Below are 25,384 nucleotides of genomic sequence, written 5' to 3'. Positions count from 1 at the left end.
TCTCGGCGTCGAAGGCCGCAGGTCGCGTCGCGCTCGATTTCCGTCCCCGAGGAAGGGACGGAATGTTTCGACAGATTGCCATCTCCGGGGCGCTCCGCGGCGCGACTCCGAGCAATCGCCGGGACATCGAGACGACGCGACCACCCGATTCGATGATAAATATCCCCACAAACCTTTTCTCCGGTCGCTGAGTCGTTTTGGGTAATGGCTGACGTGAGCGAACTCTTGGGGGACGTGACCGAGGACGCGGACGCGGTCTTTCTGTTCTCCCCGAGCGGTTCCTACTACGACCGCTACGCGGATCTCGACACCGACCTCGACTTGGTGGTCGTCGGCCCCGAGAACTCGGTCGGGGCCGACACGTTCGTCGAACTCCCGCTGGAGTTCGACAACGTCCGCGAGCGCATCCGGTTCGGTATCGAGGGCGCGATGGAACAGGGGCTGGTCGAGGACGGCGACGTGGTCGTCTGCGCGGTCAGCATGTTCGAGGACAGCATCGACACCGTGACCAGAGCGAGGGCCAGCGACTCGATGCACTCGGGCGTCTACGACCTGTTCGCCAACTCGCGGGCCGACCCCGGCGTCATCCGCGACGTGTTCGACGTGGCCATCGAGTTGGGCCAGAAGGGCCAGAAGGGCAAGCCGGTCGGCGCGCTGTTCGTCGTCGGCGACGCCGGGAAGGTGATGAACAAGTCCCGGCCGCTCAGCTACAACCCCTTCGAGAAGTCCCACGTCCACGTCGGCGACCCCATCGTGAACGTGATGCTCAAGGAGTTCTCGCGGCTCGACGGCGCGTTCGTCATCAGCGACGCGGGCAAAATCGTCTCGGCCTATCGCTACCTCGAACCCTCCGCGGAGGGCGTGGACATCCCGAAGGGTCTCGGCGCGCGCCACATGGCCGCCGGGGCCATCACCCGAGAGACGAACGCCACGGCCATCGTCCTCTCGGAGAGCGACGGCCTCGTCCGGGCGTTCAAGGGCGGTGAACTGGTACTGGAACTCGACCCGGAGGAGTACTGATGAGACTCTTGCAGGTCGATTTCTCGGTCCTCCTGCGAGACCAGTTTCAGTTCATCCTCGCCCTCCTCATCCTCGTCGTCGGCGGCGTCGCCGGTCACGTCATCGGGCGACTCAACCGGCGACTCCTGACCGCGGCGGGTGTCCCCGAGGCCGTAGAGCGCACCCCCTTCGAGCGCACGGCTCAGAGTCTGGGCACCGATACCGTCTCGCTGGTCTCGCGGTTGAGTTCGTGGTTCATCTACGGCGTGGTGGTCCTCATCGCGCTGAACGTCGCGGAGCTGCTGAACGCCCGCCTGTTCTGGAACGGCGTGCTGACGTTCATCCCCGACCTGTTCATCGCCATCCTCGTGTTCATCGTCGGGTTCGTCGTGGCCGACAAGGCCGAGTTGGTGGTCGGCGAGCGCCTGCGGTCGGTCAAACTCCCCGAGGTCGGCGTCATCCCGCGACTCGTCAAGTACACCATCGTCTATCTCGCCGCGCTGGTCGCGCTGGGCCAACTCGGCGTCGCGGTCTTGGCCCTCCTCATCCTGCTGGGGGCCTACGCGTTCGCCATCATCCTCTTCGGCGCGGTGGCGCTCCGGGACCTCCTGCGCTCTTCGGCGGCGGGGGTCTACCTCCTGCTCAACCAGCCCTACGGCATCGGCGACGAGGTCCGGGTCGGCGAGGACAGGGGCATCGTCCAAGAGGTGGACGTGTTCGTCACGCGCATCGAGAACGACGGCGAGGAGTACATCATCCCGAACAGTCGGGTGTTCGAGCAAGGCGTCGTCCGGATTCGGAACTAGATGCCCGGTTCGCCCGACCCGATTCTCGGAAGCGATGCGGCGAACGTCGGCGTCTCGACGCTCGTCGCGGTCCTCTTCGTCGCGCTTCCGTACCTTCTCAGGGACCGCCTCGACGATTCGCGGCGGTTCGCACTCGGCGGCGGCCTCGCCTACGCACTCACCTGCTTGGCGGCGTGGGCCGGTTCGAGGGTCGCCACCGACGCTTTTGCCGCCGGGATGGCCGCAGACGCGGGCACCTTTCTCGGCTGGTCGGCGGCCGCGCTGGTCGTCCTCGGCGCGCAGGCCGCGATTCCGTACTACTGCGTCGCGCGCTGGCGGCTCGTCGCACCACTCGCGGCGCTGTTCGCCGTGACGGTGCTGATTCTCCCGCCGTTTCTCAGCGTCCGGGGCGAGAGCGACCCCCTCGGCTTGTACGTCCTCGTCTTCGGTCCGCTGTTGGTCGGCCTGACCTGCCTCGGCGCAGTCGCGGAGTACGTCGTCAGAAGCGTCGCGCTCGGCGTCGGCGAGGAGTAGCCGTCACTCCGGCGACTCCGACCCGCCCATCGGTTTCGCGGGAACTCCCGCGACCGTCTCGCCGGGCGGCACGTCTTGGGTCACCAGCGAGTTGGCGGCCACGCTCGCGCCCTCGCCGATTTCGACGCCGGGCAGGATGACGGCTCCCGCGCCTATCATCGCGCGCTCGCCGATTCTGACCTCACCGGTCCGGTACTCGTCCTGCAGGAACTCGTGGCAGAGTATGGTCGCGTCGTAGCCGACGATGGCGTGGTCCTCGACCGTGACGAGTTCGGGCCAGAACACGTCGGGCGTCGATTCCAGCCCCCACGAGACGCCCTCGCCGACCGTCACGCCGATAGAGCGCAGGAGGAGGTTCTTCAGCTTCAGGCTCGGCGAGATGCGCGCGAGGACGATGACGACGTAGTTCAGCGCGACTCGGAGGGGACTCTTGGCCCTCGTCCACGACTGGAGGGAGTTGCCCGGTCCCGGCGTGGCGTGGCGCGCGATGCGGTCGTGGCGTCGTTCGGGGCCTTCTCCGTTGGGGGTGTCGGGGTCCTCGGCGGAAGCGGAGTCTCGCTCGTCGGGGTCGTCCGTTTCGTCGGGCACGAACTCGGGTTGGACCGGTTCGGCCTTGAAAGTAGCTAGTCGTACCAGAACAGTCATCGACTTTCACTTTCACCGTGGTAGGATGGCATTTAAACTGATAGGAGGTTAACTGAGTAATATGAATTGGTACTCGTACCTCAACCAAGCTCGTAACGCAGAATACGGCGAGAAAATCACGGTTCCGAAGAATCATGTCGTCGGACTCCCTCAAAACTTTGAGGAGTCCCCACTCTCAATTCCTGACGGTGCAAATGCGGTCTACCGAGAGGACAAAGCAACCGACACGCTTCAACTCCGCGAGTACGATGATAAATACACCCTTCAGAAGGACCGGTTTCATCCGGAAGACTACCCAGTCCGTCACGCCGTGACCGACGCGAAAAAATATACCGCCCTGGCGGCAGTCGGTATCGGTGCGCTACTCAGCGGTGGCGCATAAACCAGTCAAACCTCTGAGTGGCTTTCGATGACCTCGAAGTAGGGGTCCAAGTCCTCCGCGACTTCGGTCAACTCGACTTCCCCGGCCATCGGGTCGTACTCGGCGACGTTCGCGTCCTCCAGTCGCGGCAGGTGGGCGTGGTGGAGCATCGCGGCGGTTCGCTCCCGCTGGTCTTCGTCCACTTGCTCGCGCTCGACGTCCTCCTCGCGGGCCGCGGTCGCCTCGGCCAACTCGTCCAAGTCCGCCTCGCCGTCTCGCGCCCGGAGCGCCGCGATGGCCCGGCGGCGCTGGCCGTCGCCCAGCAGGTCGAACACTTGGTCGGTCGTCATCGAATCGTCGGGCGCGTCCTCGGAGGGCGCGTCGCTCAGAGACATGGACGGCGAGACGGCCAGAATGGAGTTTGTTATGAATCGCCTGCAGGAGCGGCAGGCGACACCTGAGACGAGGTAAGCGTCGCGTAGATGGAAGAAAGTCGAGCGAGTCGCGTTATTCGCCGCGAAGCTCCGCCACGTGGTCGATGCGCTGTTGGACGAGGTCGGCCTTGCCGATGTCGTGGCGCACGTCTAGGCCCTCCTCGCCAGCGACCGCGAGGGCGTCCTCGGCAATCTCCTCGGCCTCGGCGATGGTGTCGGCGACGCCGACTAGAGCGAACGCGCGGGAGGTCGTGGTGTAGATGCCGTCGTCGCGCTCGTCGACGCTGGCGTAGAAGAGAATAGCGTCGCCCGCGCTCTCTTCGTCTACTTCGACTTTCGCGCCTGCGGTCGGATTCTCCGGGTAGCCCTCGGGGACGGCGTACTTGCAGACGGTCGCCTTCGGGGCGAAGGATAGTTCCGGCAGGTCGCCGTCTCGCGCGCCGGTCAGCACGTCGAGGAAGTCGGTGTTCAGGACGGGCAGGGTGTTCATCGCCTCGGGGTCGCCGAACCGGGCGTTGAACTCCACGACCTTCACGCCCTCGGCGGTCAGCATGAACTGGCCGTAGAGGACGCCCTTGTAGTCGTCTAAGGCATCGACGGTGGCTTCGAGGACCGAGACGGCCTCGTGGTAGTCCTCGTCGGACATGAACGGAAGCGCGAGACCCGAATCGCTGTAGCTTCCCATGCCGCCGGTGTTCGGCCCCTCGTCGCCCTCGTAGGCGCGCTTGTGGTCCTGCACGGCGGGGGTGACCCGGAGGTCGCCGTCGGCGACGAAGGCTTGGACGGTGAACTCCTCGCCGACGAGGCGCTCTTCTAAGACCACGCGGTCGTAGTCCGAATCCCGGAGGTACTCCTTGGCCTCCTCGGCGGTGACCTGGTCGCCGATAACGCGGACGCCCTTGCCGCCCGTGAGTCCGGCGGGCTTGACCGCCAAGTCGCCGTCGTAGTCGTCGATGAACTCGCAGGCGGCGTCCATGTCGTCGAAGGTCTCGAAGTCCGGACAGCCGGGAATGTCGTGTTCGCGCATGAACCGGCGCTGGTAGGCCTTGTCGGTCTCGATGCGGGCCTCGGCCTCGTTCGGACCGAAGGCGTAGATTCCGGCCTCGTCCAGCGCGTCGGCGACTCCGGCGGCGAGGGGCCCCTCCGGGCCGACGACTGCGAGGGTCGCGCCGACCTCCTCGGCGTAGGCGACGACCGCCTTGGGGTTCTCAGTCTCGACCGTCTCGAAACCGTCGGCGATGGCCGCGATGCCGGGGTTGCGGTTTCCGGCGCAGGCGTAGAGGTCCGCGTCGCTGTCGCCCAGCGCCCGGGCAATCGCGTGTTCGCGGCCGCCGCCACCGACCAACAGGACTGTTTCGCTCATGCCCGGAGAATGTGGGCACGGGAGTGTAAAGGTTGCTCTTATCGCCGCCCGAAGTATGCAAGAAAGTGATTACTCCTCGTCTTCCTCCGCTAGCAGTAACCCGAGGTACGAGGTCCGAATCTGATTCTCGGGGTCGAGGCCGAGGTCCCGAAGCACGTCGTAGGCCGCCTCGCGGGCCGACTCGACGTCCGCCTCGCCCTCGACTTCGGTCTCGACCTCCACGAACTCGCCCAGTCCGTCCACCGCGTCGAGTGTGACGGTGTAGCCGTCGAGCGCGAACCGCTCGCGCTCCTTGCGGACCGTGGCGGCCGGGTCGAACCCGAGCGCCCCGAGGAGTTCGGCGGCGGCCTCGTCGTCTTCGACTACGGTTTCGACCTCGCGGCGGGTCTTCGACTCGGCCTCCACGAGCGGGCCTTTGTAGGTGAGTTCGGCGAACGCCTCGTCCTCCGTGGGGGTTTCTCCGTCGCTGTCGCTCCGGACTATCTCCCGCCGGACGCGGAGGGCCTCGTCGGTCTCGGCGAACTCGCGGTGGGGCGCGTCGTAGTAGGTGTCCTCTTGGGTGACCTCGTTCACGGGGTCGCCCCCGAGTTCGGCGAGTCTGTCGCGGACCTCCTCGTGGTCGGCCGGGACCTTGACTTCGACCTCGTACATTCTTGGATAGGGGTTAGAGTGGTCGGGTTTTCGGGATTGTGTTTTCGGTGGGAACGTCTTCAGGCGAGTGTAGCGGGAGTCAGTTCGACCGCAACCGCGAATCGCAGAATAGAGGTGGTGATGTCTTCTTGAAGCCCCCGCCCGGTCGCGGTCGCTCGTCGGCATATCCGACGGACGTGGTTGCGACGGATAGCGGCCGACGAGCGACTAAAGTGGACGCCGGGAGACAAACCGCGTCTCCCGAGGTCACACTCGCACCGGGAGACAAACCGCGTCTCCCGAGGTCACACTCGCACCGGGAGACAAACCGCGTCTCCCGAGCCGTCACCTCACTTCGTTCGGTGAGACTCCGCTCGCGTGACCGCGACCGGGCGGCCCCTTCATCCACCGGAAGACGGTTCTGCTCGGCCTCCGGCCTGCGCGGACTGCGACTTCCGAGCCCTCGTTCGCTTCGCTCACGAGGACCACCCGCGTCGGTTGCTCAATCGGGCGTTTGCCGGTGGTTTGCTCAGTCGAGCGCACCCTCGGCGGTTGGTCCACCGAGCGCCCGTTTTCCGGACCGCGGCCTACTCCCCGGTAGCGACCTCCTGCATCCGGTCGGTGTAGTCCCAACTGTAGACTCTGCGTGGGTTGACCCGGATGCGGACCTCCTCGCGGTCCTCCGAGAGGAGCCACTGGGCGAGTTCCGAGTCGGTCCCGCCGAGGTACCGCTCCAGCAAGTCGCGCAGGACCTCCTTGTCGGTGTCCTCGGCGAGGCTGGTCGAGCCGTTGCCCCGCACGCCGCGGTACGGCGGGTGGTTGGCCGAGACTTCGAAGGCGATTTCCGAGTCGTTGCGGAGGTACCGCACTACGTCGGCCTCGGCCCACGTCGAACACTCGAAGGTGCCGTTCCGGTAGCGATACCAGAGCGCGACCATCCAGAGCGACTCGTCGGGCCGGTGGCACGCGAGGCGGATGGGAATCGCGGCGTCCTGCAGGTAGGCCTCGACTTCCTCCTCGGTCCACGCGCCGGTGAATCTTGCCATGCGGAGGCGTACCACGCGCTGGCAGATAGTTCTCCGGTCCGCCGTAGCTTCGCTTGGTCGATGAAGAAACATACACAATCACTTTAGCAATAATTACAATTCTTAGAATTATATATAATCAGCTTTCTCGGCGTCGAACCGCCAGATAGCTTGATACGCTGTCGCACCGTAGTGTACTCGATTATGAGCCAAACAGCCATCTCTGAATCCCTCAGCGACAGCCTCGTCAGCACCGCCCGGACCGCGCTCGGCGACACGCTCCGAACAGTCGTCTACTTCACGCCCGAGGAGTTCGACGTCCTCTACACCCGGTCGGACCTCTACGGCGGCGACCCCGAGCGCACTCGCGGAATCAAAGGCCGGTTCGTGGACAACGAGCGACTCGGCTTCGACTCCCAGGAGACGTACCGCGAACTCCACGAGGCCGCCGACGCCGAACCCGACATCGGCGAGTACGAGTTCACCATCCGGGTGTTCTCCGACGGATTCGTGAGTCGCGTCATCGTGGACGGCCACCGTCCTGCTGACCACCGACAGCATGGAAATCCAGAGCTTCGAGGAGTTGGCCATCTCGCTTCGGAAGGTGTTGGCCGAGGAGTCGTCGTGACCCCCGATTTCTCCGGAGACCGGCATTTATTTTCATAGAACAGACCCGAAATAACGGCCGAATCTTCCGGGAAAGAAGATAACCGGAGGTAATCGCCGATACCGCATTTCGTTTCCGCAAGTTATAGAATCCGTGACCGGATAGGACAGGGTAATGACCGAACGGAACATCCAAGTCGAGCCGATTCACCGACCCGCAGTCGAAGACCAGGAGATCGAAATCGTCGAGCGAAAGGGTCTCGGACACCCCGACTCCATCTGCGACGGCATCGCAGAGCGCGTCTCGCAGGCGCTCGCCAACGCCTACCTCGACCGCGTCGGCAAAGTACTCCACTACAACACGGACGAGACACAACTCGTCGCCGGGCGCGCGGACCCCGAGTTCGGCGGCGGCGAGATGGTCGAACCCATCTACATGCTCATCGTCGGGCGCGCGACCAAGGAGTATCAGGGCGAGACGATTCCGACCGAGACAATCGCGCTGAAGGCGGCCCGCGAGTACCTCGGCGAACACTTCCCCGAACTCGACTTCGGCACCGACATCATCGTGGACGTGAAGCTGGGCGAAGGCAGCGGCGACCTCAAGGAGGTCTTCGGCGAGGACGGCGTCACCGTCCCGATGGCCAACGACACGAGTTTCGGCGTCGGTCACGCTCCTCTGACCGAGACCGAGAAAATCGTCCTGAACGCCGAGCGACGACTCAACGGCGAGTTCGCCGACGACAACCCCGCCCTCGGACAGGACGTGAAAATCATGGGCAAGCGCGAGGGCGACTCCATCGACATCACGGTCGCCGCCGCGATGATCGACAAGTACATCGAGGACCGCGCCGACTACGACGACACCATCGAGGCCGTCCGCGAGTTCGTCCGCGACGTGGCCCACGAGTACACCGACCGCGACGTGAGCGTCTACGTCAACACCGCCGACGGCGATGGCGAGACCGAGGAGAACATCTACCTCACGACCACCGGCACCAGCGCCGAGATGGGCGACGACGGCTCCGTCGGCCGGGGCAACCGCTCGAACGGCCTCATCACGCCCAACCGCTCGATGTCGATGGAGGCCACCTCCGGCAAGAACCCCGTCAACCACATCGGGAAGATTTACAACCTGCTGGGCACCGAAATCGCCGAGTCAGTCGTCGCCGAGGTCGAGGGGATTCGGGACCTCCGGATTCGCGTCCTCTCCCAAATCGGTCGCCCCATCGACCAACCGCACGTCGCCGACGCGCAGGTCGTCACCGAGGAGGGCGTCGAGATTTCGGACATCGAGGACGACGTGACGGAAATCGTGGACCGCGAACTCGCCGACGTGACCTCTATCACCCAGCGCGTCATCGACGGCGAACTCACGACGTTCTGAAATCGCCTGCACGGCGCTTTTTTGTTTTAGAACGCGAATCGCTCCAGTGAACCGCCTCGGGGTCAAGCCCCGAGGCACTCGGCCTGTTTCGCCTGTAGATACTGCAGGAGGTGTGTCGCCGCGGTTCGCGCGAGTGGACCAGCAGGACGGTGCAGTCGAGTTCTTCGGCCAGTTCGCCCGAGCGTTTAACCCACTCGCCGTCGCCCAGAGTGACGGGGGAGACACCGAATGGCACCCAAAAAACGACGGCCAAGCGACACTCGACCGAAGCCCACCATCCCGGTGGACGTTGCCGACCGACACGACGAGTACGTCGTGACCGCCGACCTGCCCGGCGTCCGCAAGCAGGACATCGACCTGCGAGTGCGCAAGAGTCGCGTTCAAATCGTCGTGGACCCCGACGGAGTCGAGGGGGAACCGGGGAGTTTCGTCCGAAGAGCGCGCGAACACGGTCCCATCAGCCGGACGATTCGACTGCCCGAGCGAGTGAACGAGAAGCGCATCGACGCCGAGTACCTGAACGGGCAACTTCGCGTTACCCTGCCGAAGTACGAGCGCCACCGGTCGGTCGAGGTGAAGTAGGCCGGTGCATGTTTAGAGAGTGCTTAGTTGGACCACGAAAACAGCGATAGAGGCTTCGAAAGCCCTCGCGCGGTTCACGGTCGCTAGCGAGACATATCCGACGTGCGCAGAACTGCGCGCGTCGGATAGGGGCCGCGCAGGCGACTGATTGTACGCGAACCCCGCTCGCCCTTTCAGTCCGCCGAGGAACGTGGATTGCCCCACTCGGCGAAACCAGTTGGAGGAGTGCTAATCTAGATACCCTAACCCGAACGTAGAAGCACCTGCCTTACCTCTCTCCGCGCGATGAACGTCGAAGTCTTCGGGCGGACAGTCGAACTCGACGCCAGCCACGTCGCGGCCTCGGAGGCGGAAATCCGTGAGCAGGTCGCCGAGTACGTCGCGGGCGAGCGCCGAGCGTTCGACTTGCCGGTGGACCCCGTCGAGGGGTTCGCTGGCGAGGTCATGGCCGAGATGCAGAAGATTCCCTACGGCGAGACGCGGACCTACGGCGAGATTGCGGCCGCGCTCGACACCGCGCCGGTCGCGGTCGGGCGGGCCTGCGGCGAGAATCCGGTCCCGCTGGTCGTGCCCTGCCACCGCGTCGTCGGCGCGGACTCGCTGGGCGGCTACTCGGCGGGCGACGGAACGGCGCTCAAAAGGGAGTTGCTGGAACTCGAAGGTGCGGTAGCGACGTCGAGTCGCGGTCAGTCGGCGACGACGCGCTCGACGTAGCCGGTCGCGCCCGACTTTCACGCCTTGGGGCGTTTCGTCCTCGTCGAGGACCTGCCTGATGTCGCCGCGGATCAGTTCGTCGTTGTCGGCGTTCGACTGGTCGATTTCGACGGTCATGCCGCGCCGGAGTTGGTCTTCCGAGGGTCGGTTGCCGGACACGGACGCGACTAGCGGAGAGTCGGACAAGAGGGTGGTGGCCCCGCTCAGACGGGCTTAATCTCTCGGATTACGGCCATAACAACTAACTAGGTACTACTAAATGAGTTAACTGCGGTTGCGTCCGGTTGCGCCGCGACATGGCCCATGACCGTGCCGCCCACCCGCCTGTCATCCGTGACCCGCGTTCCTGCCATCCAACGCGGTACCGATGCCATCGAGTTCCATTCCCTCCTTTCGAAGGTCACCCGTTTGACGCTACTAGACTGGTGAACCGCCTCGGGGTCAAGCCCCGAGGCACTCGGCCTGCTCCGCCTGTAGAATTACCGAAATCTAGTGGATTCCGCGGCGCTGTTATCCCGGCCATTTCGCCGATAATGGAATCTTATCTCGTTCTGAAGAATAGGAAATTCGTTATCTAAAAAACGTTGTTATTTGTCCGCTCTTCGCACCGCTCGACTCGAAATCGAGAGTCGGTCGGACCGTGCCGCGGTCTCAGCGAACGACCGCGCGACGACTACTCGAACTTCTCGAAGGGTTGCTCGCAGTCGTTGCAGTAGTGCATCGACCGGCAGAGCGACGGCCCCTTCGGATGCTCGCGCTCGGTCTCGGTCGAACCGCAGTAGGGGCACTCGGCCCCGCTGTCGTCGCCCGAGGTCTCGACGCTGGGGTCTGGTCGTCGGTTCATGGTCAGACACTCAGTCCGAAGTCGTTCAGGTCTTCTCTGCCCTGCTCGGTCACCATCTCGATGGACCACTCGGGACTCCAGACGAGTCGCAGGTCCACCGACTCGATGCCCTCGACGCCCGCGACTTCGCGCTCGACCTCGTCGGTCAGCATGTCGCGGGCGGGACACCCCGAGTAGGTCAGCGTCATCAGCACCTCGGCGTGGTGGCCCTCGTCCACTCTCTCGGTCACTTCGACGCCGTAGATGAGACCGAGGTCCACGATGGAGACGGGCATCTCGGGGTCCTCGACGCCGTAGAGGGCGTCCCACACGTCGGCCTCGATGCCCTCCGCACCCTCGCCGGTCGCGGGCATGTCCTCGACTTCCTCGCCCTCGACGTACTCGGTGTACGCGCAGAGCGCCGGGTCGTCGCAGTCGTCGTCCAGACCGGGGATTGGGCCGGTCCCCGGAATCTCCTCGGGGGACAGGTCCTCGGGGTCTTTCTCGCGGAGGTCCGGAATCTCGGGGTCGTAGGGCAGTTCACTTGACATTAGGGTTCAGTTACTCCTCGTCGGGGTCTTTCATGATGCGGGTCGCCTCGGACCGGTCGAGGTCGCGGTACGTGTTGGTGAACTCGTCGTAGAGGTCGTCCCAGTCGTCGGTGTGGCTCTGGTCGCGGCCGAGTTCGTCGGGCAGTTCGAGACCCTCGTGGTGAGTGTCGTACTGCTCGGGCAGTTCGGCCTCGTCCACCGAGAGGCCGAGTCCTTCGAGGTACGGGACGACGGTGTCGAGCCACTCCTCGCGCATGTCGGCCAGCGACATCGTCCGGAGACCCAACTCGTCGATTCGCGCCTCGATTTCCTCGTCGGCGGGGGCGAAGATGGTCAGCGCGTAGGGCAGGAGCTTGTCGAGCGCCTGCTGGACGCGCCGCGTGCCCTCGTCGTCGTCGGTGAGTCGTTCGAGCCAGTTCTCGGCGTGTTCGCGGTGGTAGTCCTCCTCGCCCTGAATCTTGCCGACGCGGTCCCGAATCCGGGCGTACGACGAATCCACGAGCGCCTCCAAGCGAATCTCCTCGGCGACGTCGTAGAGGTACGACCGCAGGATGGGGTCGGCCCAGTCGCCCTCGTCGAAGGGGAGTTCGGTGAGCGTGCTGTGACGCCACTCGCCCGCGGGGCGCTCCCAGATGAGGTCCGGTTCGTCCGGCCCGAAGTCCTGAAGCAGGTCGTACCAGAGGCGTGCGTGACCGAGTTCGTCCTGCGCGATATTCGCCAGCGCGAGGTCGGATTCGAGGGTCGGCGCGCGGACCTGCCACTCGGTGTAGCGCTCGGCGACGACGAACTCGTCGTCGGCGAGGCGGAACAGCAGGGTCTCGACGGCCTCCTGCTCCTCCTCGGAGAGTTCGTCGGGTCCGGCGAGTTGCTCTGCGCTCGCCATCAGTCGTCACCTCGCTGGCGCTCGGCCTCTGCCTGCACCTGCTCGTTCTCGGACTCGGCGACCTCCTCGGCCGCGGCCTCGAAGCTGTAGGTCTGTGCCCACCGGTAGGACTTGTCGGTCGTGCCGCCGAACTCGGCGTCCTCGGTGTCTACTTCGCCGATTTCCTCCTGGGGCGCGACCCAGAGGCTGTTGGTCGGCTTGCGCCGCCCGTGCTGAATCTCGGCGAACAGCAGCGCCATCTCGCGGTCCGGTGCGTGAACGTTGCCGCAGTGGGTGTGGTAGTCTCCCGCCTGCTCCTGCCGGAATACTTCCCAAATCATGGTTAGTCAGCCGCCTGTGGGGTCTTGCCCGCGCTCTTCGATTCCCAGCCGTCCATGCTGTTGCGAACCCACTCGACCGCCTCCTGAGTGCGGTTGCGCTTGCCGATTTGCTCGTGGCTCCCTGGCGCGTCGTTCTTGGCGATGGTGAAGAACTCGTCCCAGTCGAGGTCGTCCTCCTCGACCTCGTAGGTGCCGTCGTCGTTCTCGCGGATGCGCGGCGTGTCGGGGATTTCGAGGCCGTACTTCTCGGCCTTCGGGATGTAGGCGTTGAGGAAGGCGTTGCGGAGTTCGTCGTTGGTCATCGTCTTCAGACCCACGTCCGCCGAGAAGTCGTGGTGGGTGGACTTGTCGTCGGTCGGCCCGAAGAACTGGATGATTCGGGGCCACCACTTCTCGAAGGCCGCTTGGGTGCGCTCCTGTTCGCTCTTCGAGCCGGTCATGAGTTCGTAGAGGATGGCCTCGCCGTGCTTGACGTGGAAGCCCTCCTCGAAACAGACCTTGTCCATCGCGTGGGCGTAGGGTTCCCAACTGGACTGCTTGAGCGTGGCCTGTCGGCGCATCGCCGCGCCGTCCACGAAGAATGCGATCATCGGCGTCTCGACCCACGAGTCCATCGGGTAGTGGAAGCAGTTGAGGAACTTGCCTTCGCCGTTGGCGAGCTCGTCGAGCATCTGCTCGCGGTCCTTGATGCCGAGCGACTCGGCGGCCCGGTACAGCAGTTGCCCGTGGCCGATTTCGTCCTGCACCTTCGCGGAGAACGCCAGCTTTCGGTCGAGGCTGGGGGCCTCTCGGATGAAGGGACGTTCGAGGTACGCCCCCATGATTTCGCTGTTGGCGTGGAACTGTATCATCCGGGTGGCGGCCTTCCGGTACTTCTCCGGAAGGTCGTCCTTCGGACTGAACTCGCGCGGTCCGGCGCGCTGTTTGACCTCTTCGATGTCCATACTCCCATTCTAGACCCCGACCACCAAACCCATTAACCCGTTCATAGACGGGGTTTAAATACCATCAAGACCAACTCTCTAGCATGCCCGACAGGCCGAAATCCGCTCGCCGAGGCCCGGCCGACCGTCCCCCGACGAGCGACCCCGACTGTTCGCCGAAACGCCGCGCCGACAGTCCGACTGAAAGCCCCGCCGACTGTCGAACAGTTCTGCGAGAACTCACCAAACCACCGCGAAAGCCCGGTGCAACACCCGTCATGTCTGGGTGGAATGAAAGGGGCCGCCGAGTCGCGTTCGCTTCAGTCGTCTCCGGCGGCCCTATTCCGCGCGCAGTTCTGCGCGCGGAATATCCGGCGGAGCGACCGCGACTCGGCGGGGGCTTTCTAACCCTTCTTCGCGGAAATCCCAGCAGTTCGGACTCAACGACTGACTCAGAGGACGAAACGAACTCATGATAGACGAATGCCTCGTCGTGGAGTTCAGCGTCACGGGCGACGACTGCCCGCTCGCCGAGGTCTCCCGCGAGACCGGCGCGACCATCGACGCCCGACCCCCGCAACTCCGCTCGGACGACAACGCGCTCCTGCGGTTCTCCGCGGGCGAGGAGGCCGGTGAAATTGCGAGGCTCCTCGATTCCGACGACCGGATTCGCTACCTCCACGTCTCGCGGACCGACAACAGGACCAACTTCCGGTGCCTGTCGAAACACCCCTGCGTGGTCCACGAACTGACCGACGCGGGGTTCATGGCCGAGACGCTCCAGTACCGGAAGGGCGTCGAGCGCTACACCGGAGCGGTGGTCGGCCACGACGTGTTACAGGGCGTCCTCGCCGCCGCGGCCGAGACCGTCGGCGTGTCGCTGGAGCGGGTGTTCCCGCTCGGGAGCGAGGACGACGAGGCGGTCGCCCAGCGGTGGGACGTGACCCCCGCCCAGGAGGTCGCGCTCCGGACCGCGCTGGAGATGGGGTACTTCGCGGTCCCGCGAGGCGCGACCGCCTCGGAGGTCGCGGACGAGCTGGGAATCAGCAAGTCGGCGTTTCTGGAACGCTTGCACCGTGGGCAGGCCACGCTGTTCGCGCAGGTGTTCGGGTGAGAACAGCGGTCGGTTCTGTTCGGGAAAAGCGCTATCAGTTCGGTCCGCGGTCGCTCGACTGGTCGTCGGCCACTCGGTCGGGGTCGGTCCAGCGTATGGCCTGCACCACCAATCCGAGGAGCAGTCCGACTATCAGTACCTTCGGCAACAGTTCGCCGCCGCCGAGGCGGACGACGATGACGACGAGGAGAACCGCGATGACCGCGAGCAGTCCGACCACCGCGTCGAGGCGTTTCTGGAGGGCGTCGTCCGTGCGCGAGTCGTGTCGGGGCGACCGAAAGTAGGTTCCGGAAACAACGAGTCACGAAAGAAATAAATACCTATTCTAAGAAAATAGAAATGATTTCTAAACATTCCTAAGTAAGGCTCGGATTGTCGAGTGCCTCCCGGAGAACGAACTCACCGAACCCAAAAACAGATACCCGTGGCTCGAAATCCGCTAAAATATGACCGCTCCGACACGACGAAGCGTCCTCCGCTCGGCCGCGGGCCTCGCGGTCGTCGGCTCCGCTGGCTGTCTCGGCGGCAACGACCGCGGGAGAGACGACACGAAGCGCGACTTTCTGGCCCTCGCTCCTCACTCCGGCACCGAGCGCGTCGTCTCGCTCGCGGTGACCCACGACGGCGGGCGGGTCCGCGGCGGCCGGTTCCGGGTTCCGACCAGCACCGCGGTCCACCTCGATGACGGCTTCGCGTGGGGCACCTACGAAATCTGGGCCAAACTCCACCACGACGACCCGGCCTACGAGCAGTGGCAGTCGTGGACGTGGAAGCCCCGAAGCTGTGCCGAGGGCGACCATCCCAACGACGACGGCTACTGGACCGGCACGATTCGGGTCAGCGACCCCCTGCTGGAGTTCTCCCACACCGAGTGCGGGACCGAGTTCGGCGGTTTCGGCGGCGGTGGCAACCGACCGCAGGCCGCGGGCGACCGACGAATCGGCGATTTGAACGAGGGACCGCCGAGCGAGACGACGGAGGCCGAATCGTGACCGACCTCGACACGACCGATTCAGAGATTGCTCGCCGACTCACCTACATCCACCAGACGCTCGAACTCATCGCTCTCCTGCTGGCGGTGGTCGCGCTCGGTCAGGGAACCGTCGGCTTCGTCGCTGGCGGTGCCGCGATACTCCTGCTGGTCGGAAACGTCGTCTCGCGGGCGCTCGAAGGGTAAACGCGCTCCGCGAAGCGAACTATCCCGTCTTGTAAACGCCGCGAGCGTCGGCGACTTGCGTGCCGTCCTCCGCGAACACGTCCACGTCCACGACGCCCACGTCGCTCCCGCACCGGACTACGTCGGCCTCCGCGCGCAGGTCGCCGGTCCCGGCTTCGAGGTAGTCGATTCGCATGTCGATGGTCGGGACCGGCTGGTCTACCAGCGAGACCAGCGCCGCGCCGCCGACCGTGTCCGCGAGGGTGAACGTGACCCCGCCGTGGGCCATCATGTGGTCGGCGTTCCACGATAGCTCCTCGCGCATCTCCAACTCGCCCTCGGCGTGGCCGTCCTCGACTTCGGTCACTTCCACGCCGAGCAGGTCGGCGAACGGCATCTCCTCGAAGAAGTTCTCTACGTCCATGCCCGGGATTTGTGGCGGGAAGCGGCTTAAGGATACTTCTTCGGGGAGCGACGTGCCCGGTAGTTCGACCAGTCAGGTAGTCTTATCCCGATAGCCCGAAACCGTGGGCGTATGGAAATCACCGACGACGACGGCGTTCGCACCGTCACGTTCGACCGCCCCGAGGTCATGAACGCGTTCACGCCGGAACTCGCCGCGGAACTGGCCGAGGTCTTCGCCGAGGCCGACCCCAAAGAACACGACGCAATCGTCCTGACGGGCGAGGGCGACGCCTTCAGCGCGGGCGGGGACATCCAGTCGATGGCCGAGCGCGAGGAGAACACCGAGCAGGCCTACGAGCGCGTCACCGAGACCTTCGGCAAACTCGTGGAGGAAGCCCTCGCCTCGGACGTGCCAATCGTGGCCAAGGTCAACGGCGACGCGGTCGGCGCGGGGCTGGCGGTCACCGCGGTCAGCGACTTCGCCTACGCCGCCGAGACGGCGACGTTCAGTTGCGCGTTCGTCCGGGTCGGCCTGATTCCCGACACCGGCGGGTCGGTCCTCCTGCCCCGTCTCGTCGGCCTCCGGACCGCCAAGCGCCTCGCGTTCACCGGGGAATTCTTCGGCGCGGCGGAAGCCGCCGAGATGGGACTGATAAACGAGGTCCACCCCGAGGACGAACTCGATTCGGCCGTCTCGGACCTGCTGGACACCCTGCGAAAGCGCCCGACCAAGACCATCGGTCTCGCCAAGCGCGCCATCCATCAGAACATGGGTCAGGGGTGGCGCGACGGCCTCGATTACGAGAACCACGTCCAGTCGCTGGCCTACGACACCCCCGAACACAAAGAGGGCGTCGCGGCCTTCTTGGAGGGTCGAGACCCCGAGTTCGAGTGAGGTGGAAGTCTCGCCCCGTCCAAGTGACAGACTCAAGACGACGGGCGCGCTACGAACCGGCGTGTCCGACCCAGACGACGACTCTCCGACCGACGATTTTTCGACCGGCGACGGCTTTCCGACCGAGGAGTTCGACCCCGAGGAGGCCCCGACAGTCACCTGCCAGCGGTGCGACCAGACGTGGGACCTCGCCCGCGAGTTCGAGAACTTGGGCGTCGGCAGCCACGCGGTCGAACAGTTCGCGCTCGACCACGAGCGCCACACCGGCCACTTCCCGGACGAAATCCGGACGTGGCGCGCGAAGTGCCGCAACTGCCCGGAAGAGGCCGAGCGACTCGCCAGCGACGCCGCGACCCGGTGGGCCGAGACCCACGCCCGCCACACGCGCCACGAAGTCGAGATTCGCCACGCGCGGGGCGACGAGACGACCGTCGTCGAACCGGAGTAGTCGAACGGTTTTCTTTTCCGGGCCGCCCGCCGCTCCCGGCGAGAGCCGAATTGTCTCCGCGTCGGTTCCCGTATTTATCCGTTCTGCAATAAGGTTTATTTATATATTAATTCAATAGAAAGCTGCGTGCTAAAAGCTAGCACGCGTGAAACAATCCATGAGACGCACGACGCAATTCCTTCTGGTAGGTACGATGTTCGCACTGGCACTCGGGTTCGCCGCTTCGCCCGCGGCGGCCTGTTCCGACGACGGTTCGACCAACGCCATCGGCACGTCCGGTTGGTGTGAAGACGTCGGAGAGGGCACGCAGATGGTCTCGCCGTGGGCGGAAGACCCGATAACTGCGGACGGTCCCATCACGGCCGATGGACCGATTACGACTGACGGCCCGATTACGGCCGACGCGCCCATCACGGCCAAGGGTCCGATTACCGCCGACGGTCCGATTACGGCGAGCGTGGGCACGCAGGACGACTGCGGCCTGACCGACCCCGTCTGCGAAGAGTAATCCGCCAGTCGCTCTCGACCGGTAATTCTTTTCGAAATCGCGCGAAACCGGCGCGCCAGACCAAGCGCAACGGGTAATCGGTGAGGCGCTAGAGGTCGCTTCTCCGTCGCCGCGATTACAGGCCGAGGAACTCCTCTGCGTTCTCCCAGAGAATCTTGCGCTGGACCTCCTCGGGGAAGTCGAGTTCCTCGAACTGCTCCAGCCACGGCGCAGGGTCGATCATCGGGTAGTCCGTGCCGAACATGACCTTGTCCTTCAGGAGCGTCTTGGCGTAGTGAAGCACCTGGTCGTCGATGTACCGGGGCATCCAACCGGAGAGGTCCATGTAGACGTTACCCTTCTGCTGGCAGATGGCGAGTTGCTCTTTCTCCCACGGGAAGGCCGGGTGCGCGAGGAGAATCTGGAGGTCGGGATACTCCGCCGCCACGTCGTCGATGAGCATCGGATTCCCGTACTTGATTTTGAGGCCGCGTCCGCCGGGCGCGCCAGCGCCGAGAGTGGAGTTCCCGCCGTGGAAGACCACCGGCACGCCGAGGTCCTCGATGGTGGCCCACAGTTCGTCGTGTTCGGGGTCGCTCGGGTCGAAGCCCTGCGCGATTTGCTGGAACTTGAACCCGGAGAGACCGAGGTCCTTCACGGCGCGCTCGGCCTCCTGCGCGCAGTCGTCCTTCAGCGGGTCCACGCTGGCGAACCCGACGAAGAAGTCGTCGTACTGGTCGCGGACCTCGGCCACGTAGTCGTTGGGCACCGGCGGGTTGCCGGTGTTGGTCTCGGCGTTCCACCCCAGCAGGACGGCCTTGCCGATTCCGGCCTCGTGGTACTCCTCGACGAGGTTGTCGTAGGTGTCGGACTCCATCTTCGCGCCGAACTTGTTGGCGGCGTCCTTCATCATCTGGCCGCCCGCCTTCTCGAGGAACTCCTCGGTCGGCTGGTGGCAGTGGGTGTCGATGATGGGGTAGTCGTCGGGGTGGTCTCTCACGACGTCGAGTTTTACCATGGAGAGGCTTTCGGGGAGTACGGTGAAAAATCGTGCGAAGAGGGATTATCCGAGGGGACCGAGACGCGAATTACGACCCCTCAGCCGACGAGTCCCCCGAAAAACAGCCGGAAGAGATTACGACCGGATTACTCGCTCGCTTCTTCCTTCTTGATGAGGAACTTCATGTCCCCTTCGAAGACGACGGTGTCCTCCTGATTCGTCATCGTGGTGTCGATGACGACGAGTCCGGCGTCGTCCCGACTCGAAATGTCCTTCGTCTCCACGACTTCCATGTCGAGGCTGATGGTGTCGTCCATGTGGACCGGGTTCGGGATGTCCATGTAGTTCATCCCGAGGAAGGCCAGCACGGTGCGCTCCAGAATGCCGGTGCGGTAGACGAACCCGGTGGCGAGGACGAACGTCATCGGGCCGTGGGCCACGCGCTCGCCGAAGTACTCGTCGTCGGCGTACTCCTTGTTGGTGTGGAGTTCGGTCCAGTCGCCCGAGAACGCCGAGTGCATCACGAAGTCGTACTCGGTGACGGTGCGACCGACGCTCTCGAAGGTCTGTCCCTCTTCGAAGTCCTCGAAGTGGTGGGGCGTGTAGCTGTACGGCATATTTCGAGGCTTCGCTCGTCGGCGATAAAATTCTATGGTATCTCCGGCGAGGTTGCCGCCATCGGTTCCTCCTCGACGGGGGTTCTGTCTTCGACGCGGAAGTCTCGTCTTCGACCCCGGGTCACCCGCCGCGACGGAGCGGCGGGAACTCGCCGGACAGCGTCGGCGAGAGGAGACCAATCGCGCCCGCTACGAACAGCGCACCCACGGTGAGACCGAACCCGACCCAGAGTGAGTGAAGCCCCTGCACGAGCGGGACGGCGATGGCGACGATACCGATTCCGCCGAGGAGCAAGGCGGCGAGCCACGACTTCCAGTCGGTTGGTTCTGCCATGGGACTGCCACTACCAGTAAGGTAATAAAGATAATCCAAATTTAACGTCTGGGACTGGTAGGCAGAACGTCGCGTCTCCTCGCCATCGCCTCCGCGTTGTCACACTCCTCGCTGGTATCTCATCGTCGTCGCCTCGACACCGTTTCACCGCCATCTCCCGGTTAAAGACAACGAAACATATATTAAGACATCAGAAACAATTGTCTAAAAATCAATCTGCTGGCTGAATCCAGACTATAAGTACCCGTCGCGCCAACGACCGGCATGGACGAACTCTCCGACGAGCAGCGCGAGGTCATCGAGTCCGACCCCTTCTGCGAGAAACTGGGCGTCGAGTTGACCGACCTCGGACCGGGTACCGCGACGACCGAACTGACCGTCACCGACGACTTGCTGAACTTCCACGGGACGCCCCACGGCGGGGCGATTTACTCGCTGGCGGACGCCGCGTTCGCCGCCGCCTCGAACGCCGAGGGCGACGCCGCGCTGGCGCTGGAGACCAACATCTCCTACTTCGAGGCCGTCGAGGTCGGCGAGACGCTCTCCGCCGACGCCGAGCGCGTCCACCAGCGCGGCCGGACCGCCTCCTACCGGGTCACCGTCACCGACGAGCGCGGCGACGAAATCGCCGCCTTCCGGGGCCGGGTGTACCTCCCCGGGTGAGCGAAACTGGGGCCGCCCCGCTTCTCACGGATAGACCATAACCGCAAGTTCGCCCTCCCGACTGCACCGAAAGCTCACGGTGGCGACCGAATCGCCGTACTGCGTCAGGTCCTTTCGGGCGCGCTGGTCGCCGACCACCATTTCGACTTCTGTGACCGAGGAGTCCGGCGCACCAGACAGCTCCTCGCGGGTGAACGTGGACTCCGAGGAAGCGCCGAGTTCGACCGTGCGCTCGAAGGCCGACTCCTCGCCAGCGACGGATACTGACACGTCGAAGGTGTGGGCCACGTCGTCCTCGTTCCAGACCTCGAACTCGTGGACCTCGATGCCAGTCGCTCCTCGCGTCCGGGAGGAGAGTTTCGAGACGCACCCCGCCGTGCCCACCACGGCGGTCGAGGCGACGAGTGGGCCGACCCGGAGGAACTGACGGCGCTCCATGGATTCGGCAGTCGAACTGTCGGGTGATTGCTGTTTCGGTCTGCTCTTGATTTGCGTTAGCGTCGGAACACCGACACAGATTTCGTGAGCAACATCAGGATGGTGAACGTTTCTTGAAGCCCCCACCCGCTCGCGGTCACGTGAGCGAAGCGAACGTGACCTCGGAGGACGCGGTTTGTCCTCCGGCGGTCGCTGTGGCGGATATTCGCGGCTCTCCGCAACGCCCGCCGCGAATAGGGCCGCCACAGCGACTAAAGTGGACGCGACCGGGCGGCCCCTTCATCCCGCCCACGATGGTCGTTCGGCCAAGCGTCTGCCGGTGGTTTGTTCAGCCGAGCGTTTGCCGGTGGTTTGTTCGGTGAGCGTCTGCTCGTCGCTTGCTCAGTCGAGCGTTCGCTGGCGGTTGGTCGGCCAGCGACCGCATCAGTTGCCACTAAGGAAATAAATTCCTGTGTCTTTTTGAACCCCGAGTGTCATCGTCCAGTATGAAGCGCCGCCCGTTCCTCCACGCTGCGGTCGTCGGTACGGCGGCCGCGGCGACCGGCGGCTATCTCGGCGTCTTCGGCGGTTCAGGGTCCGAGGAGGCGTTTCGGGACGACTCCTCGGACGCGACCCGGATGGCCGCGACCGACGCCCGGAGGCTGTCGGTCCGCCGGGCCGAGACCTTCGACCACGTCGTCCGACTCAACGACCTCGGCGACGACCCGCGAGGCGGCATCACCGCGTTCTCGGACCTGAGCGACCGCGAGAGCGAGGTCGTCACGACCGCCATCGGCGGGGCCTACGAGACCGACGACCCGCCGGAGTGGCTGGCGGCGTTCGCCAGCGCGACCCCGTTCGTCGAGCGCAACGGGACTTACTACCGACTCGACGACACCTTCCCGACCCACCGCGTCACCGCCGAGGCGGTCCCCGAGGGGCAGGTCGAGGGGCCGGTTGCGACCTACGAGGAGTACGAGCGCGCCGTCACCCGAGAAGACTACGTGATGAGCGGCCTGCTCCGCGTCGCCCGCCGGGAGGGCATCGAACTCGACTACGTCTGGCCCGCGCTCCGGGCTTTCTTCCGGAAGTTCGACGCCGCGCGGTACCACGGCGAGGTCCTCGATTTCTCGGTCGAAGTCGAGGACGCGGGACCGCCCTTCCGACTCTCGGCGACCGAGGTGCCCGTTTCGGAGGCCGCCGGGGGCGCAGTCTGGCGGGCCGACTCGGCCTCGCAGAAAGCTCGCTCGCTCGTCCGCCGGGCGGGAAGCGTGCGGGGTGCACACGGATTCGACCGCGCGCCCTCGGGCCTCCTCGACGCCCTCCAGTCCCACGAGTACGTCCTCCTCGACGGGACGTTCTACACCAGTTACGTCGAATCCCGCGGGTCGCCCCCGATTTCCGTCGCGGCCGAGTTCCGCGACGGGCGACTCCGGCTCGCGGCCCGCAACCGGGGCGACAGCGCCCGCCGACTTTCGAGCGGCGCTCCTCGGCCCTTCGGCGTGGTGCGGTGTCGCGCGACCGAGACGACCGGGGAGCCAGCGGGCAACCCGGACCGCGACTCTCGCTTGCGCGACCCCCACCTGCTCTGGACCGACGCCTACGCCGAGAGCGACCGCGTCCGGACCGAGGGCCGCGAGGTCGAACTGGCGAGCGACGTGGCGCTGGTCTCGACGCTCGCGCCCGGCGAATCTGTCGCCGAGACCTACGCAGTCCCCGACCTGCCGCCCGGCGAGTACGCCGTCGAGGGGTCGCTCGGCGTGGCGAGGGCTTCGAAGGGCGACGATGCCGGGAGTTCGACAGTTCGGTACCGCGTCACCTTCTCTGTCGCGTAGAGGTTCGTCCGAATCGGGTCGCCAGACTCCGGCCGGTCCGCCCCGGTGTCAGCATTTCGAAGCGACGAGACTGATTCTCTCTCGGCGAGAATCTGCAAGTAGGGTTATATTCAAACCTATCGTACTATTTGTATGGCAACGGAAACCCAATCCGGACGAGCGGCGCGCAGGCCGACCAGCCAGACCGTCTTCGGCGCGCTCGTCGTCCTCCTCGGCATCGTCCTCCTGCTGGACACGACCGGTATCGCGGACACCGACTTCCTGCTGACCTACGTCCCGTCGCTGTTCGTCCTCGTGGCGCTCTACGCGATGATTGCGAGCGGGTTCCGCAACCTCGCGGGGCCGCTGGTCATCGTCCTGCTGGCGGGCGGGAGCCAACTCGTCGCGCTCGGGGTCCTCGAATTCGCCGACCTCGCACCCCTCTGGCCGGTGTTCGTCATCGTCTTCGGCCTCTCGGTCGTGCTGGCGCGCTACCGCGCTCGGGTCCACACGGTCCCCGACGAGTACGTCTCGGCGGTCGCGTTCTTCGGCGGGAGCGAGAAGCGCACCACCTCGAAGTCGTTCGCGGGTGCCGACCTCACGGCCGTCTTCGGCGGCGCGGAACTCGACCTGCGGGACGCCGCGGTCGCCGACTCGCCAGCGCAGGTCTCGGCCACCGCGCTGTTCGGCGGCGTGGACGTGGTGGTTCCGCGCGACTGGAACGTCCGAGTGGACGTGATTCCGGTCTTCGGCGCGGCCGAGGACGACCGACCGCGCCGCGAGGAGGAACGCGACGAGGTGGACCTCGTGGTGACCGGGTTCGTCGCGTTCGGCGAAATCAGCGTGACGGACTGACCGGACTCTCGCCGCGAAGTCGGACGTGGTCCGCTCTCGGGCGGATTGCGCTCGGTGGAAAATCCACCAGTCCGGGTGGACTGAAAGGGGCCGGGCGGGCGCGGGTCGGAGACCCGTGGTCGTCTGAACGACCCCTATCCGACGCAACCACGTCCGTCGGATATGTCGTTCAGCGACCGCGCCCGGCCGGGGGCTTTCGAAACCAAAACAGACGCTATTCTGTAGCTTTCGACCGGAACCTCGGTATTTCCGACTCCAAAAAAAGCAGTCTTCGAATCCCGAAGCTACTCCTCGTCGCGGTGGTCGAAGACGCGCTTGACCTTCCCGACTTCGGTGCGGTCGACGACGCCCGGACCGACGACTTCGATTTCGTCGGGCTTGACCTCCAGGGTCTCCTCCAACTTGGTCCGGATGTCTCGCTCCAGTTCCTCGTGAGTGCCCTCGTAGTCCTCGGCGTACTCCACGGTGAGTTCCATCGTGTCGAGGTTACCCTTCCGGTAGAGGTCGATGCGATAGTGAGGCGCGACGTGTTCGATGTCCACCATGACCTCCTCGATTTGGCTCGGGTAGACGTTGACCCCGCGGACGATGATGAGGTCGTCGGTGCGCCCGGTGACGTTGTCCATCCGGACGACGGTCCGGCCGCAGTCGCACTCCTCGTAGTGCAGCGAGGTCATGTCGCCGGTCCGGTACCGGAAGACGGGCAGGGCCTGCTTCGTGAGCGAGGTGATGACGAGTTCGCCCTCTTCGCCCTCGGGCAGGGGTTCGCCGGTCTGTGGGTCCACGACTTCGGGGTAGAAGTGGTCTTCCCAGAGGTGCAGGCCGTTCTGGGCCTCCTCGCACTCGATGGAGACGCCCGGCCCGATGATCTCCGAGAGGCCGTAGATGTCCACCGCGGTCACGTCCAGCGCCTCCTCGATTTCCTCGCGCATCGGGTCGGTGAACGGTTCCGCGCCGATGACGACCGTCGAGAGCGGGAGGTCTCTCGGGTCGATGCCGCGCTCCTCGGCGGCCTCCGCGAGGTAGAGGCAGTAGGATGGCGTGCAGGCCAGCACGTCGCTTTCGAGGTCCTGCAACATGTCGAGCTGGCGGGCCGTGTTCCCGCCGCCGGTCGGGATGACGCAGGCTCCTAGTTCTTCGACGCCGTCGTGGAAGCCCAGACCCCCGGTGAACAGCCCGTAGCCGTAGGCGTTCTGGACGACGTGGTCGGGCCGGACGCCCGCGGCGTACAGCGACCGGGCCATGACCTCGCGCCAGACGCCGAGGTCCTCGTCGGTGTAACTCACGATTTTCGGCTTGCCGGTGGTTCCGGAGGAGGCGTGAATCCGGCAAATATCGTCGTGGTCGACCGCGAAGAGGCCGTCCGGGTACTCGTCGCGGAAGTCTTCTTTCGTCGTGAACGGAAGCTTCGTGATGTCCTCGACCGATTCGACGTCCTCGGGCGAAACCCCCGCCTCGTCAAGCGCCTCGCGGTAGAAATCGACGTTCTCGTAGGCGTACTCTACCGTCTCGGCGAGTCGCTCGTTCTGTAAGTCCCGAATCTCGTCTCGGGAGGCCGTCTCGATATCACTATAGGCCATGTCAGGTAACAATTCGCAAGAGGGGGTCTAAATC

Annotated in this window: 34 protein-coding genes; 17 read left to right on the top strand and 17 right to left on the bottom strand. The window is 65.0% G+C overall.

Features of this window, described 5'->3' with window-relative positions; translation table 11 throughout:
- The first annotated feature begins 204 nt into the window (after positions 1-204).
- The 3 genes from dacZ to EPL01_RS14055 are packed head-to-tail and all read left to right on the top strand — an operon-like array spanning position 205 to position 2,318.
- Positions 205-1,020 carry a diadenylate cyclase DacZ gene (gene dacZ / locus EPL01_RS14065; RefSeq protein ID WP_135825910.1) on the top strand — a complete coding sequence of 272 codons (816 nt, stop codon included), beginning with the start codon at positions 205-207 and terminating at the stop codon, positions 1,018-1,020.
- Complete coding sequence (locus EPL01_RS14060; RefSeq protein WP_135825909.1) at positions 1,020-1,805, top strand: mechanosensitive ion channel domain-containing protein; 786 nt, start codon at positions 1,020-1,022, stop codon at positions 1,803-1,805. The genes dacZ and EPL01_RS14060 overlap by 1 nt, the downstream gene beginning before the upstream one ends.
- Positions 1,806-2,318, top strand: coding sequence for a hypothetical protein (locus EPL01_RS14055; protein WP_135825908.1), 513 nt, complete (start codon positions 1,806-1,808; stop codon positions 2,316-2,318).
- 3 nt (positions 2,319-2,321) lie between these two features.
- Here the strand turns inward: EPL01_RS14055 and EPL01_RS14050 are convergent, their stop codons facing one another.
- Complete coding sequence (locus EPL01_RS14050) at positions 2,322-2,807, bottom strand: acyltransferase (RefSeq protein WP_246045709.1); 486 nt, start codon at positions 2,805-2,807, stop codon at positions 2,322-2,324.
- A gap of 217 nt (positions 2,808-3,024) precedes the next feature.
- On the opposite strand from EPL01_RS14050, the gene EPL01_RS14045 reads away from it, so the two are divergent.
- Positions 3,025-3,345 (top strand): hypothetical protein, encoded by a 321-nt coding sequence (locus EPL01_RS14045; protein ID WP_135825906.1) that lies wholly within the window; start codon positions 3,025-3,027, stop codon positions 3,343-3,345.
- 5 nt (positions 3,346-3,350) lie between these two features.
- Here the strand turns inward: EPL01_RS14045 and EPL01_RS14040 are convergent, their stop codons facing one another.
- The 4 genes from EPL01_RS14040 to EPL01_RS14025 form a co-directional block, all read right to left on the bottom strand.
- Positions 3,351-3,719 (bottom strand): DUF7344 domain-containing protein, encoded by a 369-nt coding sequence (locus tag EPL01_RS14040; protein ID WP_135825905.1) that lies wholly within the window; start codon positions 3,717-3,719, stop codon positions 3,351-3,353.
- Positions 3,720-3,831: 112 nt separating this feature from the next.
- On the bottom strand, positions 3,832-5,121 hold the full coding sequence (gene purD, locus EPL01_RS14035) for a phosphoribosylamine--glycine ligase (RefSeq protein WP_135825904.1): 1,290 nt from the start codon (positions 5,119-5,121) through the stop codon (positions 3,832-3,834).
- Between the two features lie 69 nt (positions 5,122-5,190).
- The gene (cyaB, locus tag EPL01_RS14030) at positions 5,191-5,772 is read right to left on the bottom strand and encodes a class IV adenylate cyclase (RefSeq protein ID WP_135825903.1); all 582 of its coding nucleotides are present in this window, start codon (positions 5,770-5,772) and stop codon (positions 5,191-5,193) included.
- 566 nt (positions 5,773-6,338) lie between these two features.
- Complete coding sequence (locus EPL01_RS14025) at positions 6,339-6,797, bottom strand: pyridoxamine 5'-phosphate oxidase family protein (protein WP_135825902.1); 459 nt, start codon at positions 6,795-6,797, stop codon at positions 6,339-6,341.
- Between the two features lie 183 nt (positions 6,798-6,980).
- Here EPL01_RS14025 and EPL01_RS14020 point away from each other — a divergent pair, with 183 nt between their 5' ends.
- The 4 genes from EPL01_RS14020 (at position 6,981) to EPL01_RS14005 (ending at position 10,065) form a co-directional block, all read left to right on the top strand.
- Positions 6,981-7,442 (top strand): DUF7522 family protein, encoded by a 462-nt coding sequence (locus tag EPL01_RS14020; RefSeq protein WP_246045703.1) that lies wholly within the window; start codon positions 6,981-6,983, stop codon positions 7,440-7,442.
- 115 nt (positions 7,443-7,557) lie between these two features.
- A complete protein-coding gene (locus EPL01_RS14015; RefSeq protein WP_135825901.1) occupies positions 7,558-8,769 on the top strand; it encodes a methionine adenosyltransferase in 1,212 nt (403 codons plus the stop codon).
- A gap of 228 nt (positions 8,770-8,997) precedes the next feature.
- Positions 8,998-9,351: an Hsp20/alpha crystallin family protein gene (locus tag EPL01_RS14010; protein ID WP_135825900.1), complete on the top strand. Its 354-nt coding sequence runs from the start codon at positions 8,998-9,000 to the stop codon at positions 9,349-9,351.
- Between the two features lie 285 nt (positions 9,352-9,636).
- A complete protein-coding gene (locus tag EPL01_RS14005; protein ID WP_135825899.1) occupies positions 9,637-10,065 on the top strand; it encodes a methylated-DNA--[protein]-cysteine S-methyltransferase in 429 nt (142 codons plus the stop codon).
- Between the two features lie 673 nt (positions 10,066-10,738).
- Here the strand turns inward: EPL01_RS14005 and paaE are convergent.
- From paaE to paaA, 5 genes are read right to left on the bottom strand one after another with little or no spacing between them, the layout of a single operon-like run.
- A complete protein-coding gene (gene paaE, locus EPL01_RS21745) occupies positions 10,739-10,909 on the bottom strand; it encodes a 1,2-phenylacetyl-CoA epoxidase subunit PaaE (protein WP_168215919.1) in 171 nt (56 codons plus the stop codon).
- Positions 10,910-10,911: 2 nt separating this feature from the next.
- Positions 10,912-11,439, bottom strand: a complete 528-nt coding sequence (paaD, locus tag EPL01_RS14000; protein ID WP_135825898.1) for a 1,2-phenylacetyl-CoA epoxidase subunit PaaD — start codon at positions 11,437-11,439, stop codon at positions 10,912-10,914.
- 10 nt (positions 11,440-11,449) lie between these two features.
- Positions 11,450-12,322, bottom strand: coding sequence for a 1,2-phenylacetyl-CoA epoxidase subunit PaaC (gene paaC / locus EPL01_RS13995; RefSeq protein WP_135825897.1), 873 nt, complete (start codon positions 12,320-12,322; stop codon positions 11,450-11,452).
- Positions 12,322-12,642 (bottom strand): 1,2-phenylacetyl-CoA epoxidase subunit PaaB, encoded by a 321-nt coding sequence (paaB, locus tag EPL01_RS13990; protein ID WP_135825896.1) that lies wholly within the window; start codon positions 12,640-12,642, stop codon positions 12,322-12,324. Before paaB ends, paaC begins: the two co-directional genes overlap by 1 nt.
- 2 nt (positions 12,643-12,644) lie before the next feature.
- The gene (paaA, locus tag EPL01_RS13985) at positions 12,645-13,586 is read right to left on the bottom strand and encodes a 1,2-phenylacetyl-CoA epoxidase subunit PaaA (RefSeq protein ID WP_135825895.1); all 942 of its coding nucleotides are present in this window, start codon (positions 13,584-13,586) and stop codon (positions 12,645-12,647) included.
- A gap of 451 nt (positions 13,587-14,037) precedes the next feature.
- Between paaA and EPL01_RS13980 the strand changes: the two genes are divergently transcribed.
- Positions 14,038-14,679, top strand: coding sequence for a helix-turn-helix domain-containing protein (locus EPL01_RS13980; protein WP_135825894.1), 642 nt, complete (start codon positions 14,038-14,040; stop codon positions 14,677-14,679).
- 34 nt (positions 14,680-14,713) lie between these two features.
- On the opposite strand, the gene EPL01_RS13975 is transcribed toward EPL01_RS13980, so the two are convergent.
- On the bottom strand, positions 14,714-14,899 hold the full coding sequence (locus EPL01_RS13975) for a hypothetical protein (protein ID WP_135825893.1): 186 nt from the start codon (positions 14,897-14,899) through the stop codon (positions 14,714-14,716).
- Positions 14,900-15,125: 226 nt separating this feature from the next.
- Between EPL01_RS13975 and EPL01_RS13970 the strand changes: the two genes are divergently transcribed.
- Together EPL01_RS13970 and EPL01_RS13965 are read left to right on the top strand one after the other, a co-directional pair.
- The gene (locus EPL01_RS13970; protein ID WP_135825892.1) at positions 15,126-15,671 is read left to right on the top strand and encodes a hypothetical protein; all 546 of its coding nucleotides are present in this window, start codon (positions 15,126-15,128) and stop codon (positions 15,669-15,671) included.
- Entirely contained in the window at positions 15,668-15,856 is a 189-nt protein-coding gene (locus EPL01_RS13965) for a hypothetical protein (protein ID WP_135825891.1), read from the top strand. Before EPL01_RS13970 ends, EPL01_RS13965 begins: the two co-directional genes overlap by 4 nt.
- Before the next feature lie 19 nt (positions 15,857-15,875).
- Here the strand turns inward: EPL01_RS13965 and EPL01_RS13960 are convergent, their stop codons facing one another.
- Positions 15,876-16,259: a PaaI family thioesterase gene (locus EPL01_RS13960; protein WP_135825890.1), complete on the bottom strand. Its 384-nt coding sequence runs from the start codon at positions 16,257-16,259 to the stop codon at positions 15,876-15,878.
- Positions 16,260-16,370: 111 nt separating this feature from the next.
- Between EPL01_RS13960 and EPL01_RS13955 the strand changes: the two genes are divergently transcribed.
- The 3 genes from EPL01_RS13955 (at position 16,371) to EPL01_RS22215 (ending at position 18,091) form a co-directional block, all read left to right on the top strand.
- A complete protein-coding gene (locus EPL01_RS13955; protein WP_135825889.1) occupies positions 16,371-17,135 on the top strand; it encodes an enoyl-CoA hydratase/isomerase family protein in 765 nt (254 codons plus the stop codon).
- Positions 17,136-17,196: 61 nt separating this feature from the next.
- On the top strand, positions 17,197-17,583 hold the full coding sequence (locus EPL01_RS13950) for a DUF8062 family protein (protein WP_135825888.1): 387 nt from the start codon (positions 17,197-17,199) through the stop codon (positions 17,581-17,583).
- A 193-nt stretch (positions 17,584-17,776) separates the two neighbouring features.
- A complete protein-coding gene (locus EPL01_RS22215; RefSeq protein WP_246045702.1) occupies positions 17,777-18,091 on the top strand; it encodes a hypothetical protein in 315 nt (104 codons plus the stop codon).
- A gap of 115 nt (positions 18,092-18,206) precedes the next feature.
- Here the strand turns inward: EPL01_RS22215 and EPL01_RS13940 are convergent, their stop codons facing one another.
- The 3 genes from EPL01_RS13940 to EPL01_RS13930 form a co-directional block, all read right to left on the bottom strand.
- Entirely contained in the window at positions 18,207-19,088 is an 882-nt protein-coding gene (locus tag EPL01_RS13940; protein ID WP_135825886.1) for an amidohydrolase family protein, read from the bottom strand.
- 128 nt (positions 19,089-19,216) lie between these two features.
- Positions 19,217-19,687, bottom strand: coding sequence for a MaoC/PaaZ C-terminal domain-containing protein (locus EPL01_RS13935; protein ID WP_135825885.1), 471 nt, complete (start codon positions 19,685-19,687; stop codon positions 19,217-19,219).
- A gap of 121 nt (positions 19,688-19,808) precedes the next feature.
- Positions 19,809-20,021 carry a hypothetical protein gene (locus tag EPL01_RS13930; RefSeq protein WP_135825884.1) on the bottom strand — a complete coding sequence of 71 codons (213 nt, stop codon included), beginning with the start codon at positions 20,019-20,021 and terminating at the stop codon, positions 19,809-19,811.
- 264 nt (positions 20,022-20,285) lie between these two features.
- Between EPL01_RS13930 and paaI the strand changes: the two genes are divergently transcribed.
- Positions 20,286-20,684 (top strand): hydroxyphenylacetyl-CoA thioesterase PaaI, encoded by a 399-nt coding sequence (paaI, locus tag EPL01_RS13925; protein ID WP_135825883.1) that lies wholly within the window; start codon positions 20,286-20,288, stop codon positions 20,682-20,684.
- Between the two features lie 24 nt (positions 20,685-20,708).
- On the opposite strand, the gene EPL01_RS13920 is transcribed toward paaI, so the two are convergent.
- The gene (locus tag EPL01_RS13920) at positions 20,709-21,122 is read right to left on the bottom strand and encodes a hypothetical protein (protein WP_135825882.1); all 414 of its coding nucleotides are present in this window, start codon (positions 21,120-21,122) and stop codon (positions 20,709-20,711) included.
- A gap of 485 nt (positions 21,123-21,607) precedes the next feature.
- Between EPL01_RS13920 and EPL01_RS13915 the strand changes: the two genes are divergently transcribed.
- Together EPL01_RS13915 and EPL01_RS13910 are read left to right on the top strand one after the other, a co-directional pair.
- Positions 21,608-22,936, top strand: a complete 1,329-nt coding sequence (locus EPL01_RS13915; protein WP_135825881.1) for a DUF7979 domain-containing protein — start codon at positions 21,608-21,610, stop codon at positions 22,934-22,936.
- Positions 22,937-23,068: 132 nt separating this feature from the next.
- Positions 23,069-23,770 carry a LiaF transmembrane domain-containing protein gene (locus EPL01_RS13910; RefSeq protein WP_135825880.1) on the top strand — a complete coding sequence of 234 codons (702 nt, stop codon included), beginning with the start codon at positions 23,069-23,071 and terminating at the stop codon, positions 23,768-23,770.
- Between the two features lie 284 nt (positions 23,771-24,054).
- Here EPL01_RS13910 and paaK read toward each other — a convergent pair whose 3' ends face one another.
- Positions 24,055-25,350, bottom strand: coding sequence for a phenylacetate--CoA ligase PaaK (gene paaK, locus EPL01_RS13905; RefSeq protein WP_135825879.1), 1,296 nt, complete (start codon positions 25,348-25,350; stop codon positions 24,055-24,057).
- Between the last annotated feature and the right edge of the window lie 34 nt (positions 25,351-25,384).

The sequence above is a fragment of the Halorussus ruber genome, from assembly GCF_004765785.1.
GTDB lineage: Archaea > Halobacteriota > Halobacteria > Halobacteriales > Haladaptataceae > Halorussus > Halorussus ruber.
The sequence above is the reverse complement of the archived record's forward strand: the minus strand, read 5'-3'. Positions and strand labels throughout refer to the sequence as shown.